Source organism: Lacipirellula limnantheis, from assembly GCF_007746075.1.
Lineage (GTDB): Bacteria > Planctomycetota > Planctomycetia > Pirellulales > Lacipirellulaceae > Lacipirellula > Lacipirellula limnantheis.
On record NZ_CP036339.1, the window covers coordinates 5,299,588 to 5,312,521 of the forward strand.

Consider the following 12,934-nt stretch of genomic DNA (forward strand, 5'->3'; position numbering starts at 1 on the left):
GCGGCCGCTTATCGGCTACGCCTTCGGCTTCTCCAGCACCCACCGAGTCACCATCCCCCAGTTGTCGTTGAAGTATCGCCACGACGACGGGAAGAACGTCAGGTAGCGGTTGTACGTTTGCAGGTCGACCAGCCGCAGCGCCTCGTCTTTATGTTCCACCATGCGGTCGAACCACGCGCGCAGCGTTGGGCGGTAGTCGTGGATCGAACGATGGGTGATGCGAAAGCCGGCGTCCTCCCACGCTCGCGCGTGGAAACGGTACGACGAGCCCATCGAGCCGGGGAAGTAAATCTGCGAGCAGGCGACCGGTCCCATGTACGAGTCGGCCGTCCGGCAGAAAAAGTGCTGCACCAATCGGCCGCCCGGCTTCAGCGCGGCGTAGAGCTTGGCGAGCAACTGCGGAATTTCGTGCTGACGGACATGCTCCCAGGCGCCGATCGAATAAATCTTGTCAAACGCCTCGCGCGGATACTGGCGGGTGATAAAGTTGTCGAAGTCGACGTTGAAGTGATTGTGCTCGTCGTTGTAGGCCTTCTGTTCTTTCGACAGCGTGAGCCCGAACAAGTTCTCGCGCTCGCCGGTCGCCTCGTAAAGCCGCTTGAGCATCGGACCCCAACCGCAGCCCAGCTCCATGATCTTCTCGCCCGGCTGGGGATCGATCAGCTTGAGGATGAAGTCGGCCTTATGCTGCTGCGCTTCCTCCAGCGTATCGTTGGGCGTGTGAAAGTCGGCGCACGTGTAAAACATATACTTTCGGTCGAGCCATAACTTGTAAAAGTCGTTCGACACGTCGTAGTGGGCTGAAATTCCCAGGACGTGGTCCTGTTTCATCTTGGCGTGGATCACCAGCTTCCGCAGCGGCTTTAGCGGCCATTGGGTGCGAATCCAATCGGTGCCGCGCGGCATCTCGCGCGTGATGGCGTGCCACGTCCACTCCGGATCGAGCGGCTGCGGCGAACGAATGCAATGTTGCAGGAACGCGTACGAGACGCCGTAGGCGGCGGCTTCGACGGGGAACAGCGCGTGGCGGAGCATGGGCGAGATGGCCAGGAGGGCGGGACGGATGGAACATCCAGCAAGCGGCTGTAGTGTGACGGCGAGTGCTAGCAATTGCAATCGGACTTCGACGGGGCGAGCAGGGGTGCAGTACAGCGGAAAGCGGGGGAAATCTGCGTCTGTTACCAGCTTCGCCGCAACGTTGCCCGCCTTCGCCCCATGCGATGTGCGCCGGCGTGGACGGCTGGCCTCCGTTCTAGTAGCATCCCAGCCCAATCTCCCCCGCTGGGCCGCTCGCGCGAGAAGAGCGGTCGACGTCCCTGCATCAGCAATCCCTCTGGTCCGTTCGCATCCGGCTTCGGCATGTCGCGTCGAATGACAACTCGATGGATCGTCAGCAGCACGCTCGCCGTCGCTGCCGTCGTCGGCTGCACGACGGTCAAAAACTCCGGGGTCGCCGCGCTGGAAGACCGCATTGTCTACCAGCCCTCCGACGACGCCGAGAGTTGGAATCCGCAAGGCTTGGCGAAAGAAGACGTCACCTTTCAAACCGCGGACGGCGTCACGCTGCATGGCTGGTACTGTCCCGTCGAAAATCCGCGGGCCGTGGTCCTCTACGCTCATGGCAACGGCGGCAATCTTGCCAACCGAGCGCCGTTCTATCGACTGTTGACCGAGCGACTCGGCGTGAGCGTGCTGGCGTTCGACTATCGCGGTTACGGCAAGAGCGAAGGAGACCCGAGCGAAGAAGGCTTGTTGATGGACGCCCGCGCGGCCCGCAAGTTTCTCAGCGAGCGGTCCGGCATCGAAGAATCGGAAATTATCCTGTACGGTCAGTCGCTGGGAGGCGGGGTGATGGTCGATCTCGCCGCGAAAGATGGCGCAAGGGGACTGATTCTCGAAAGCACTTTCTCTTCGCTCTCTGCGGTTGCGAACCATAAGTATCCCCTGACCGGTTCCCTGCTGCAGGATCAGTTCGATTCGGTCGACAAGATCGGCGCCTATCACGGGCCGACCCTCATCGCTCACGGCGAGGAAGATCGGATCATTCCGATCAAGCAAGCAAAGCAACTCTATGCCGCGGCCAACGAGCCAAAATGGTTCCTTGCCATCCCCGAAGCGCGACACGAGTGGAAGCCGACGTTCCAGTATGTGAGCGCGCTCGACGAATTCTTCAAGCGGTAATGGAACCGCCAAGGACGCCAAGATCGCCAAGGGAATGCGGGAATTAAACCACGACGCCACAACTGGCACGACGTGGGAGTAAAGAGCGTATTCAAGCAGGTCGTACCCCGCTGGCGTTGTTCGTTTTTTCCCCCGTCGTGCTCTTCGTGCCGTCGTGGTGAATAGCTTTCTTCCTGGCGCTCTTGGCGTCCCTGGCGGTTCAAAAGGGGCTTGGCGGTTTGCCGGCACGGCAACGCTGACGATTCGCCAGTCGCTGCCATCGGTGGTAGACTGACGGGGAATCACTCCCGCCGTCACTCGCCCAGAAGTCGCCGCCATGCCGCTGCCCAAGAACGTCCTCGGAACCGAACTCGAAACCTGCTGCACCGATCCGATGACCGGCTTCTACCGCGACGGCTGTTGCCGCACCGGGCCGGACGACCTGGGGCTGCACCTGGTCTGCGTCGAGGTGAACGACGAGTTCCTCGCCTTCTCGAAATCGCGCGGCAACGACCTGAGCACGCCGATCCCGCAGTACCAGTTCCCGGGCCTGGTGGCCGGCGATCGTTGGTGCCTGTGCGTCCAGCGGTGGAAGGAAGCGCTCGAAGCCGACATGGCTCCGCCGATCGTGCTGGCCGCGACGCACATCTCGGCGCTGGAGTTCGTCGACCTCGAAGACCTGCAGGCGTACGCGATCGACGGCGCCGCCGACAACTCGTAAGGCTGCACCTGCCAGCTTGATCGTGCGTGGCCGACTGGGGCTTTCTCGGCGATTTCTGCTTGAGCGGAGTTGGTTTCTGCGACACGCCAGTTGGCGGTGGGGAGAGGTGCGAATTCTGTCGCTGAGGGCGATTTGTCGCGAAACTCATTTTTGGCGACATAATTCGAAAGTTGTTTGGCGGCATAGGGTTGCAGTGACGCCGAGCGGGTCGCCGCGACGATTTGTCGCGACAGCGGCGGCGACGCACCAGGTTCGTGAGGGTCGACGGCAGCGTGTACCAGGGTTCCACCCCCTCCCCCGCCCTCCCCTCAAGGGGGAGGGAGCCAGAAAAAATCAAATCCTTGCGATCGGCGGCGCAGCCTGGGGAGCGAGGCTCTCCCCGTGGATGGCGGCTGAGCACGGCGATCGCGCGCCATGGGCTTTGCACCAAAAATCTGCGGGAGAGGTCTCTGCCCTCCAAGCAGCGCTGTGTTACCACAACGGCTTGTGGTGGTGATCGAAATCGGCGTCGGAGACGCCTCCCACAGATCATTTTTGGTGCGACGCCGCGCGCAATGTGGACATGCGCTCACTATAGCGAGTTGGGTGGCCAATTTCTAGATGCTAGTTTTGGCCACGCTACTGATGGCTCGCCAGCGGCTCGCGGCGGGCTCAAGCCCCTCTCCCCGGACGATTGGTAAAAACTGCGAAAAGCGTCGCAGCGAAATAGGTCGCTGCCATCGCCCACACGGCAACGCTCTCCCATTCATCGGCCAGCGCGGACTGTACGACGGCGACGAGAGCGACTGCAACGGCGATCGCACACAAAGCAGAAGCGCACCAACTCGCCCACCTCGTTTCCCGCTGAAAACCGCGCGCCGCCACGAGGCTGCCAAGGCCGAATGCAATAAGGCCTGTGGCGGCAGCAAGCAGATGCGGCCCGACAAAGCATGCGGTTGGTAGGTAGAGCAGGCCGAACCCAACCGCGAACCAACCCAGTATCGTGAATAGTGTCTGAATCACTGCAAAATGCGAGCGGGATTGAAAAGAGATTCGCTTCGCCATGGGTAAATCTTCACCGCCCCATCACTATGCCCAGCCGCCGACCCACGACCGTCGTCGTGATGTTCGGACGGCTTAAGCGACTCTGGACCTGACGGACATGCGAGCTGAGACGGCACGAGAGACGTCAATCATCAATCTTATCGCGGCCCCGCCGCCCCGGACCAACCCCGATGCCGACCCATCGCAGCACGATGATGATGACGAGCACCGGAATCCAGGGAACGAGGTCGCGCCACAACGAGGCGACTATGGGTAGGTGTATCATCAGTCCACTCTAACGCCGCACTACTCGGCCGCACACTCACTGTTGCTCTACCCGCCCGCGAAACGAATCTGAGTCAGCGTCGCCGCAGACGGTCAAGATAAACGCATACAAGTATTCCCGACGTGCCTGCTGCGATATCCTGAAGAAAGTAGACAACGGATGGCGTCATGCCAACACTAAATCCGCCGGCGAGGGGCGGGTGGAAAGCGATGGTGGACACAACATTTAGCTGTGGAGCAGGATCCATAATGCTAGGGAGAATGCGCTAGCCATTCCGCAGACGATTCCGAGCAACTGCCGCCCCACCAGCGCCCCAATCGCTGCGGCTGGCGGTGCGAGTAGTAGTACGCTAAATACGACTTGTCCCGCATAATCAGCGGCAGAGCTATTGTTTAGGTCGAGAAGCCATTCGCTCCACGCCCAGCCCACGCCCCAAACGGCTGTCCATGCAAACGCCGACAAGATGCCGCGCAAGCTGATCTGCAGTCGCCGTTCGTCAGCTTGGGTGGAAGCGTCGCTGACATCGCCTTCACGGTTTGACGAACGCGAAAGCTCGATCATAAGGCGATATCGTGGCTTCATGCCCTGCATTTTAGCCGCCGACAAGTCGGCTTCCTACAGAATGACCGCCATCCCCAGCAATCCGGCCACGATCGTCGTGGCGATGAGCGCCGAGCGGAGCGTGAAGCGGCGGCCAAGACGTAGAGAGGCTACGCCGGCGAGGGCGAAGATGAGCGCGGGATACCAGAGGGGGAAGAAGATCCAGCCTTCACCGACTCCGAACTGCCCCGATTCATCAGTCACACTAGTGACGGAGTCTCGATGTAAGGAGTCTACTTCATATGATGCAAGTCGCCATCCATCTCTACCCACATCGCTCCAGTCTGGCGCAACCGACATACCCACGAACCCCAAGTACGATACTCCCCCCACGCCTGTCGTTGTCAATAAAGAGATCGGGAAACCAGTCTCGATTTCATCGACTGTTGCGTAGCTCCGCCACCACAACGCCAAACAGGCAACGCTCGCCGCGAAGCAAACGGACGCCAGGGCGTAGCGGACATACTTGGCCATTGCGGCAGTATAGCAAAAGCCCAATGAGTCGCAGGGTAAGCTAAAGCGTTAGCGGCATAGCCAGCAACGCGGCAACGACGGCGAAGGCGATTAACGCCGAGCGAATCGAAAAACTGGCGACGGAAGCGGAGGACGCCGACGCCAGCGAGGGCGAATACCAAGCTGGCGTACCAGAGGGGGAAGTATACGCCTCGCGGTAAATAACCAAACGCCTTGCCAGCGACATCCTTCCGACCGCTGGCTGAAACGGACCCGCCGCGTTCCAAGAACAATGGGTACATTTGCCGCTGCCTAACGACATACCAGGAGTCATTCAGCTTCTGTCGAATTGCCTGCGTGAGCGAGGAAAGGGCTTGATTGCTAGGCTGCGTGCCACCAACCGATGCAGGCGGCATCAGCATCGGGTGAGTTTGTGATAGGCGGACTCGTCGCGTCGTGACAGCCACGGCGGCGTTGCCGTCGTAAATTTGGCAGACCACGCTCCCTGTCGCGAGGTGATAGCGTGAGGCGATGAATCGCTCCTGGTAATTATTGATGCCCCATCCCCACAACGCCAAGCAACCGACGCTCGCCGCGAAACAGAACGTCGCCAGGGCGTAGCGGAGGAAGATGAGCATGGCCGCTAGTATAGCGGCGTTCGCAGACGGCGGGCGCCATGGCCTCGGCGGTACTCCGTTATGGCCATGAGCTGCGCGACGGGGTTCGACTTCGTGTGGTAGGCGAATCGTCGCGGCGTGAGTTGGCGACCGGCGCATTGCTCAGCGAGCGCCTCGCTCCAACGGCAGCCGGCGGGTCATGCGCCGCGGACGGCGGCGGCGATGACGGCGACGTCGATCTTTTGCATTTGCATCATCGCGTTGAAGGCGCGCTTGGCGGCCGCGGCGTCGGAGCCCATGATCGCGTCGGTCAGGACGATGGGGGTAATTTGCCAGGAGAGGCCCCATTTGTCCTTGCACCAGCCGCAGGCGCTCGCTTGGCCGCCGTTGTTGACGATGGCGTTCCAGTAGCGGTCCGTTTCGGCCTGGTCGACGGTGGCCACCTGGAACGAGAAGGCCTCGTCGTGCTGGAAGGCCGGTCCGCCGTTGAGGCCGATGCAGGTAATGCCCATGACGGTGAACTCCACGGTGATCACGTCCCCTTCCCTGCCGGCGGGATAGTCGCCCGGGGCGCGATGGACCGCGATGACCGACGAGTCGGGGAACGTGCGGGCGTAGAACTGCGCCGCTTCTTCGGCGTCGCCGTTATACCAAAGACAAATCCTGTTCTTGATGGGGGTGGGCAACTTGATTCACTCCCTCGATGTGAGCGATTGACGAATGAGCGGCGAGCCCGGCGGCGCTGCTCTGTTACATTAACGCGATGCGATTATCGATTCGATTCTGGCTGTTGGTCGTCGTCCCGTATGTCGCGGGACTGGCGATCATTTGGCGGCTCGCGGAATACACGGGCCGCAGCGCTTGGGAGCGAGATATTTACTGGCTCTTTCGGGTGCTGTTTCTGGCGTGGTTTACAATCGGCTGGACGTTCGTCGGCTGGATGTTGACGCTGTTTTGGTCGCGCAAGCGGCGGCGCTAAACGCGGTGGGCGAGGCTGGCGATGATGGCGATCAGTTCCGCGGGCTCGACTGGCTTGGACAGGTGGTGCTGAAAGCCGGCGAGGACCACGTTGACGCGGTCGTCGGCGCGGGCGTACGCGGTGAGAGCCACCGCGGGAGTGGCCCCCCCTTGATCGTAAGGGAGCTGGCGGAGCCGGCGGATCAGCGAGTAGCCGTCCTCGCCCGGCATGCCGATGTCGCTGACGAGAACGTCGGGGCGTTTTGCTTGGACGAGTTCGAGCGCGTCGGCCGCATTGGCGGCGTCGAAGACGATGGCGTCGCAATCTTCGAGCAGGCGGCGGAGCAAGCCGCGGGCATCGGGCTCGTCGTCGACGACGACGACGGTGACGCCGGCAATCTCGGCACACGATTCGGCCGAGGTTGGAATGGCGCTGGCGGCGGGATGGCGACGCCGGTTCGGGCGGTCACAGTCGGGAACGACGACGGTCATGGGGAGGTGAACGACGAACGTCGCCCCCGCGCCCAGGCCGGCGCTTTTGGCGTGGACGCGCCCGCCGTGCAGCTCGACGAGTTGCCGGACGATGGCCAGCCCCAGGCCGAGGCCGCCATGCTTGCGCGTCGTGGAGGCGTCGGCCTGCCGGAAGCGATCGAAGACGTGCGGCAGGAACTCGGGGTCGATCCCCTCGCCGCTGTCGATGACCGAGACTTCCAGATGGGAATTGATTCGCTCCAGGAGAATCTGCACGGCCCCGCCGCGCGGTGTGAACTTGACGGCATTGCTGAGCAGGTTCCAGAAGACTTGCTGCAAGCGGTTCGGGTCGCCGGAGACAGGGCCGACCAGCGGATCGAGGACGGCGCGGAGGCGGATGCCTTTGGCGTCGGCGGCGGGCTTGATGGTTTCGATGGCGGCGCGAATGACCGCCGCCAGGTCGACGCGCTGCACGTCGAGGCGGACCTTTCCGGAGATAATACGGCTCATATCGAGCAAGTCTTCGATGATTTGAGCCTGGGCGCGGGCGTTGCGTTCGATGACTTCGATGCCCTCGGCGGTCTCGGCCGGCGGGAGGGCATTGCTGCGCAGGATCTGCGCCCAGCCGAGAATGGCGTTGAGGGGATTGCGCAGCTCGTGCGACAGCGTGGCGAGGAACTCGTCCTTCATCTGGTTGGCCCGCTCGAGCTCGTTGCGGGCGGCGCGCTCGGAGTCGAGCAGACGTTCGCGGTCGAGTTCGGCCATCTTGCGTTCGGTGACGTCGATGGTGATGCCGTCGAACCGCACGGGATCGCCGGCGTCGTCGTAGAATCCGCGTCCCATCGCACGGATCCATTTGGTTTGGCTGCCGTCGGGCGAAACGGTGCGGTAGTCGACGTCGTAGGCGGTGCGGGCGACGATGCTGGCCTCAATCGCTTGCCGCGTGCGCTGGCGATCGTCTGGATGAAGGCGATCGTAGAAGAGGTCGATCGTCACCTCCGCGTCGGGCGGCAGATGAAAGTGGGATTTGACGGCGTCGTCCCATAGCAGCCGGTCGAACGGAAGAGGACAGGTCCAGACGCCGATGTTGGCGCCGCGAACGATGAGCTCCTGCTGCGCGCGGCGCTGGCGGAGTTCGGCGGCGATGCGGTCGAGGCTGAGGAGATGGTCGCGCACCTGATACTGGCGATCGCGGGCGCGGAGCGCGGTGCGAACGATGCTCAAGAAAGTCGAGACGCGCACCGGACGTTCGAGGATGCTGACGTTGCCCAGCGGTTGCAAGGCGCGACCCAGCAACGCTGGTTCGACGCCGGAGCGGGAGAGGACGATGACGGGCAGATCGCTCCAGACCGGCTGCGCCGCCAGGCACTCGGCCAGCGAGTGGTCGCCGCCGATTAACGATTCCTCGGAAACAACAGCTGCGGCGGCGCCATCGCCGATGGCGGCGGCCATCGCGGCGGGCGAGGGACAGGTAATGCAGTCGATGCCCGCGTCGCGCAGCAACTTACCGATGGCGTCTGCGTCCCTGCTGGTGGGCGGGAGCAACAGGACGCGGGTTTCCAACGACGCCGAGTCAGTTGCCATTTCCACCCTGCTGCAGGAGATCGGATGACTTGCCGTGGAAGGTGGGAACGCCAGTAAGAATGCCCTGGAAATCGGAGAGCGCCGGACCGATCTGCACGCCCTCCTCGGTGATGTTGAGCTCGCGAATGGTGAGTTCGTGTTTGCCGCTCCGTTTCTTGACGACGGAAATCGCGCGGCGGACTTGCCCGCGCGCCTCGAAGAAGCGGTAAAGAATGACGTTGTCGGCCAGGTAGGTGGTGTCGACGGGCGATTGCATGACGCCGACCATGCCTGCCTGTGTGACGGTCATGATGGTGACGACGCCATTCTGGCCGAGGTAGGCGAGGAGCTCGTGAAGCTGAGCCGTGAGGAACTTCTCCTCGGGCATGGCATTGAGATAGCCATTGAGGCTGTCGACGACGATGACTTTGGCCGGTTGGCCGAGGCCATCGGTCCCTTCCACGGCGCGCCGGACGGTGTTGGAAAACTCGCCCGAGGAAAGTTCTGCCGGATCGATCTGCTGCACCGTGAGCAGCCCGTTGGTGATCGCGTCTTCGGCTCCGAGGCGAAGCTTGCGCGAGCGAGAGCGGAACGTGCCGATGTTTTCATCGAAGACGAACATGACGGCGCGCTCGCCGCGGTTGGCGGCGGCGACGGCGAAGCGGGTGGAGATCGTCGACTTGCCGGTGCCGGCCGGCCCGATCATGAGCGTGCTGGTGCCGGCGGGGAGGCCGCCGCACAGGAGAGCGTCGAGTTCCTCAATGCCGCTGGGAAGATCGCGATCTTCGAAGTCGTGGCGGTGCTCGGACGCGACGAGGCGCGGAAAAACGTCGAGGCCCCCTTTCTTGATTGTGAAATCGTGGAACCCGCCGCGAAACGCGACGCCGCGCAACTTGACGACGCGGAGGCGGCGCCGTTCCGCGCCGTACTGGTTCGCGAGGTGCTCTAGCGACACCACGCCATGCGCGATGCTTTCCAGCTGATTGTCGGCGTCGGAGCCGGTGCAATCATCGAGCATCAGCACCGTACAATCGCGGCCGGCGAAGTATTGCTTGAGGGCGAGAATCTGACGGCGGTACCGGAGCGGGTTCTGCGCCACCAGGCGTAGTTCCGAAAGCGAATCGAGGACCACTCGCTGCGGGGCGCAGCGGTCGACCTCGGCAATCATCGCTTGAGTCGTTTCGCCGAGTTCAAACTCCGAAGGATTGAAGACGGTCAGTTGTGCGTCGGCCGATAGATTGCCTTCCGTCGGGATCAGCTCGCAGATGTTCAGACCGGTGAGGTCCCAACCATGGCTGACGGCTACCTTCTCGATTTCGCGGCGCGTTTCGGAGAGCGTGACGTAGAGGCAAGACTCGCCGCTGCGGACGCCTTCGAGCAAGAACTGCAGCGCCAGCGTCGTCTTTCCGGTGCCGGGAGTGCCTGAGACCATGTAGACGCAATCGGCGGGAAATCCGCCGCGCAGAATGTCATCCATCCCGGAAATACCGGTGGGGAGCGGCGCTGGATCGAGTTCAGGCGGCGAGTTCATGACGTTGGCGGGTACGCAATTGGCAATAATGGTCGAGAGAATTGGCGTCGGGGAGCACTTTTTGTGCCGGAGCCGTCGTGCCGGGACCTCGATGTGATCGAGTCACTGGGCCGCTAGTTTACCTCAATCAGCTGCGACCGTCTGCAAGCCGGCGGCGAGAAGCGCGGCGAGTGCTGATGGCACCTTTTATGTCGCGGCCGCCCGTGTCGACGCGGTCGCATTTGAGAACGTCATCGTGAAACTGTACGATGAGGCCCCGTTACGAATTGAACGTTCGGTCGGCGGGGGGCCAGGAGAGGTTCTGGCGGATGAATGAGATGGGGACTGAGGATGCTAAGATCGCTCGCAGCGCACGTCTAGCTCGGCTTGTTGATGTACGTGGCGGGCAGAGAGCAAGGTCTTGGTTGCGTAGCCAACGACGTGAATCACACGCGCACCACAGCAGGGAGTTTGTTGTCATGCCACAGATGAACGTGACCCCGTATCTCTTCTTTAGCGGACGTTGCGAGGAAGCGATCGAGTTCTACCGGACGGCGATCGGGGCCGAGGTTGAGATGGTGATGCGGTTCAATGAAAGCCCCGAGCCGATGCCGCCGGGAGTGCTGCAAGAGGGATTCGAGGCGAAGGTGATGCACTCGTCGTTTCGCGTGGGCGACGCGATGATCATGGCGTCGGACGGGTGTGATGATAAGACCGTGTTCAGCGGGTTCTCGCTGGCGCTGCAAGTGCCGACGATCGCGGACGCCGACCGCGTGTTCGCGGCGCTGGCCGAAGGCGGGCAGGTGCAGATGCCGCTGGCGAAGACGTTCTGGTCGCCGCGGTATGGGATGGTGCAGGATAAGTTTGGGGTGAGTTGGATGGTGATGGCGCCGGGGGAAGTGCGGTGAGGGGGCAGATTCAGAAGAACAAGCTTGAATAAGATGGCGGATGGAGAGTGTTCATGAGCGAGAAAGACTTTTGGTCAAAGTTGGAGTATCGCCTGTCGCGTGAGTTGGCCGGACTGGCCATCAAGCACAAGGGAACTCTCTGGTGCGACGGTATCGCGCCAACCGCAATCCTGGGAACGGATTCGCCGCCGCGTATTGAGGGTGAAGCCTGGATCGGTACCGCTTCCAACGACTTATCACTCTGGCGATTCACGCTGTTCCTCCCAGTGCCGGTGAATTCGCGCGACGAAATCAACTGGAACGAACTGCTGCCGCCTGAAGATCAGACTTACTGGGTGGCCATCGATGCACAACACCGCATCCTGCAGATAGAGCCTGAGGCAGCCAAAGCGTGGAGCGATCGTTCTTGAAGAACTCCAAGAAGTCCCCCTGAGTGGAGCGCTGTCGCGATTTACTCTGGGCTTTTCTATTTAACGCCGTTGGCGTTGAGAATAGACGCAGTTCCGTACTAGTGTTGCCATCGCCGCGGCGCTGATTATGAGCAGCGCAAACGCCGTCGGTTCGGGAATGGGCGACGTGGCCGCGACGGAGCCGCTGAAGTGTTCGCCGAAGTCTGCTTGCCACACGGCCAGATCGGCGGCGTCGACGAAGCCGTTGTTGTTGCCGTCGGCGGCCGTGTTCTTGAGGACGGCGGTTCCGAACTGTTGCTGCCAAATAAGAAAGTCGGCGCCATCGACGGAGCGATCATCGTTGTAGTCGCCGGCGAGATAGAACGTCGGCACGCCGGCGTCGTTCAGAATCGCCAAATCGAGCGGAGAGATCTCGTAGCGCGAGCCGCGGTAGAAGACGAGGCCGTTCATCACGTCGAGGATCAAATCTTCGCCGGGACGAGGACTGAAGTTGGCGACGTGCGCGACGTTGCCGAAGGTGAGCGGCACGGGGGCGCCGTAGAGAGCCGTTGCCGCGGGGCCGGTGGCGAAGAAGTTTTGGCCGTCGAAATTGATCCGCTCGTCGTACGTCGATTGATAGTTGCCGGGAAACGTGCCCGTGTTGGCATTGATCCAGCCGCTGAAACCGAGCGCGTGTCCGAACTCATGGAGAAAGGTGCTCATCGCGTCGGTGCGATTGACGTCGACGACGGCGGTGCGGGCGACGGGATCGGGGTCGAACCAGAGCTCGTCGTAGACGTAGTTCGGATTCATCTCAATGAGCACGTCGAAGTCGGCGCCGTTGGGATCGACGCCGGTCCGGAGCTCGGCGCTCATCCCCTGCTCGAAGACGTCGAACGCGCCGTTGTTGCGGACGAAGCTCGACGAGACGCTGCCGCCTTCAGCGAATTGAACGGCTGTGCTCGGTCGGATGGCGACTTCGATGTTGGCGTCGCCGACGAGGTATTTGGCCCAGCGCTGGCCAGCGGCAACGGCGTGCGACTCGAGGAGCGGCCGCACCGTGGCGTCGAAGACATTCTCAGGGTCGTCGAACGTGATCGAGTAGTTGATCGCCGCGCGAGCCTCGGCATGGAAGAGGCCGACGAGAATGGCGGCCGACGCGAACAACGCCGCCGACGGACGTGCAATCCGCTGCATACGAATCCCTTGCGACAATCGCGCCCGCGCCCCTATTGCGGCTCATTCGTCGCGACGCGAGTGTAGCACATTGCGAGCG

General features: G+C 62.2%; 14 protein-coding genes. 5 read left to right on the plus strand and 9 right to left on the minus strand.

The window, feature by feature from the left end:
• Positions 1–15: 15 nt before the first annotated feature.
• Positions 16–1,035, minus strand: coding sequence for a class I SAM-dependent methyltransferase (locus I41_RS27470; protein ID WP_168207056.1), 1,020 nt, complete (start codon positions 1,033–1,035; stop codon positions 16–18).
• 336 nt (positions 1,036–1,371) lie between these two features.
• Between I41_RS27470 and I41_RS27475 the strand changes: the two genes are divergently transcribed.
• Together I41_RS27475 and I41_RS20675 are read left to right on the plus strand one after the other, a co-directional pair.
• Positions 1,372–2,181, plus strand: a complete 810-nt coding sequence (locus tag I41_RS27475; protein WP_168207057.1) for an alpha/beta hydrolase — start codon at positions 1,372–1,374, stop codon at positions 2,179–2,181.
• A 316-nt stretch (positions 2,182–2,497) separates the two neighbouring features.
• Positions 2,498–2,881 carry a DUF2237 family protein gene (locus I41_RS20675; protein ID WP_145434813.1) on the plus strand — a complete coding sequence of 128 codons (384 nt, stop codon included), beginning with the start codon at positions 2,498–2,500 and terminating at the stop codon, positions 2,879–2,881.
• A 651-nt stretch (positions 2,882–3,532) separates the two neighbouring features.
• Here I41_RS20675 and I41_RS20680 read toward each other — a convergent pair.
• The 5 genes from I41_RS20680 to I41_RS20695 form a co-directional block, all read right to left on the minus strand.
• Positions 3,533–3,925, minus strand: coding sequence for a hypothetical protein (locus tag I41_RS20680; RefSeq protein ID WP_145434814.1), 393 nt, complete (start codon positions 3,923–3,925; stop codon positions 3,533–3,535).
• A 124-nt stretch (positions 3,926–4,049) separates the two neighbouring features.
• The gene (locus I41_RS27480; protein ID WP_168207058.1) at positions 4,050–4,190 is read right to left on the minus strand and encodes a hypothetical protein; all 141 of its coding nucleotides are present in this window, start codon (positions 4,188–4,190) and stop codon (positions 4,050–4,052) included.
• A 225-nt stretch (positions 4,191–4,415) separates the two neighbouring features.
• Positions 4,416–4,772: a hypothetical protein gene (locus I41_RS20685; RefSeq protein WP_145434815.1), complete on the minus strand. Its 357-nt coding sequence runs from the start codon at positions 4,770–4,772 to the stop codon at positions 4,416–4,418.
• A 33-nt stretch (positions 4,773–4,805) separates the two neighbouring features.
• Positions 4,806–4,994 carry a hypothetical protein gene (locus I41_RS20690; protein ID WP_145434816.1) on the minus strand — a complete coding sequence of 63 codons (189 nt, stop codon included), beginning with the start codon at positions 4,992–4,994 and terminating at the stop codon, positions 4,806–4,808.
• Positions 4,995–6,057: 1,063 nt separating this feature from the next.
• Positions 6,058–6,546, minus strand: a complete 489-nt coding sequence (locus I41_RS20695) for a VOC family protein (protein ID WP_145434817.1) — start codon at positions 6,544–6,546, stop codon at positions 6,058–6,060.
• A 77-nt stretch (positions 6,547–6,623) separates the two neighbouring features.
• On the opposite strand from I41_RS20695, the gene I41_RS20700 reads away from it, so the two are divergent.
• On the plus strand, positions 6,624–6,839 hold the full coding sequence (locus I41_RS20700; RefSeq protein ID WP_145434818.1) for a hypothetical protein: 216 nt from the start codon (positions 6,624–6,626) through the stop codon (positions 6,837–6,839).
• On the opposite strand, the gene I41_RS27800 is transcribed toward I41_RS20700, so the two are convergent.
• Positions 6,836–8,872, minus strand: a complete 2,037-nt coding sequence (locus I41_RS27800; protein ID WP_210421015.1) for a hybrid sensor histidine kinase/response regulator — start codon at positions 8,870–8,872, stop codon at positions 6,836–6,838. The genes I41_RS20700 and I41_RS27800 overlap by 4 nt on opposite strands.
• Positions 8,862–10,382, minus strand: a complete 1,521-nt coding sequence (locus tag I41_RS20710) for an ATPase domain-containing protein (RefSeq protein WP_145434819.1) — start codon at positions 10,380–10,382, stop codon at positions 8,862–8,864. Before I41_RS20710 ends, I41_RS27800 begins: the two co-directional genes overlap by 11 nt.
• A gap of 458 nt (positions 10,383–10,840) precedes the next feature.
• Here I41_RS20710 and I41_RS20715 point away from each other — a divergent pair, with 458 nt between their 5' ends.
• Positions 10,841–11,269, plus strand: a complete 429-nt coding sequence (locus I41_RS20715; RefSeq protein WP_145434820.1) for a VOC family protein — start codon at positions 10,841–10,843, stop codon at positions 11,267–11,269.
• A 53-nt stretch (positions 11,270–11,322) separates the two neighbouring features.
• Positions 11,323–11,679, plus strand: a complete 357-nt coding sequence (locus tag I41_RS20720; protein WP_145434821.1) for a hypothetical protein — start codon at positions 11,323–11,325, stop codon at positions 11,677–11,679.
• 60 nt (positions 11,680–11,739) lie between these two features.
• On the opposite strand, the gene I41_RS20725 is transcribed toward I41_RS20720, so the two are convergent.
• A complete protein-coding gene (locus tag I41_RS20725) occupies positions 11,740–12,855 on the minus strand; it encodes a dockerin type I domain-containing protein (RefSeq protein WP_145434822.1) in 1,116 nt (371 codons plus the stop codon).
• Between the last annotated feature and the right edge of the window lie 79 nt (positions 12,856–12,934).

Bases quoted from the DNA above. Each gene is read 5' to 3' on its own strand.
- I41_RS27470 (WP_168207056.1), bottom strand. From the start codon at position 1,035: ATGCTCCGCCACGCGCTGTTCCCCGTCGAAGCCGCCGCCTACGGCGTC.
- I41_RS27475 (WP_168207057.1), top strand. From the start codon at position 1,372: ATGACAACTCGATGGATCGTCAGCAGCACGCTCGCCGTCGCTGCCGTC.
- I41_RS20675 (WP_145434813.1), top strand. From the start codon at position 2,498: ATGCCGCTGCCCAAGAACGTCCTCGGAACCGAACTCGAAACCTGCTGC.
- I41_RS20680 (WP_145434814.1), bottom strand. From the start codon at position 3,925: ATGGCGAAGCGAATCTCTTTTCAATCCCGCTCGCATTTTGCAGTGATT.
- I41_RS27480 (WP_168207058.1), bottom strand. From the start codon at position 4,190: ATGATACACCTACCCATAGTCGCCTCGTTGTGGCGCGACCTCGTTCCC.
- I41_RS20685 (WP_145434815.1), bottom strand. From the start codon at position 4,772: ATGAAGCCACGATATCGCCTTATGATCGAGCTTTCGCGTTCGTCAAAC.
- I41_RS20700 (WP_145434818.1), top strand. From the start codon at position 6,624: ATGCGATTATCGATTCGATTCTGGCTGTTGGTCGTCGTCCCGTATGTC.
- I41_RS27800 (WP_210421015.1), bottom strand. From the start codon at position 8,872: ATGGCAACTGACTCGGCGTCGTTGGAAACCCGCGTCCTGTTGCTCCCG.
- I41_RS20710 (WP_145434819.1), bottom strand. From the start codon at position 10,382: ATGAACTCGCCGCCTGAACTCGATCCAGCGCCGCTCCCCACCGGTATT.
- I41_RS20715 (WP_145434820.1), top strand. From the start codon at position 10,841: ATGCCACAGATGAACGTGACCCCGTATCTCTTCTTTAGCGGACGTTGC.
- I41_RS20720 (WP_145434821.1), top strand. From the start codon at position 11,323: ATGAGCGAGAAAGACTTTTGGTCAAAGTTGGAGTATCGCCTGTCGCGT.
- I41_RS20725 (WP_145434822.1), bottom strand. From the start codon at position 12,855: ATGCAGCGGATTGCACGTCCGTCGGCGGCGTTGTTCGCGTCGGCCGCC.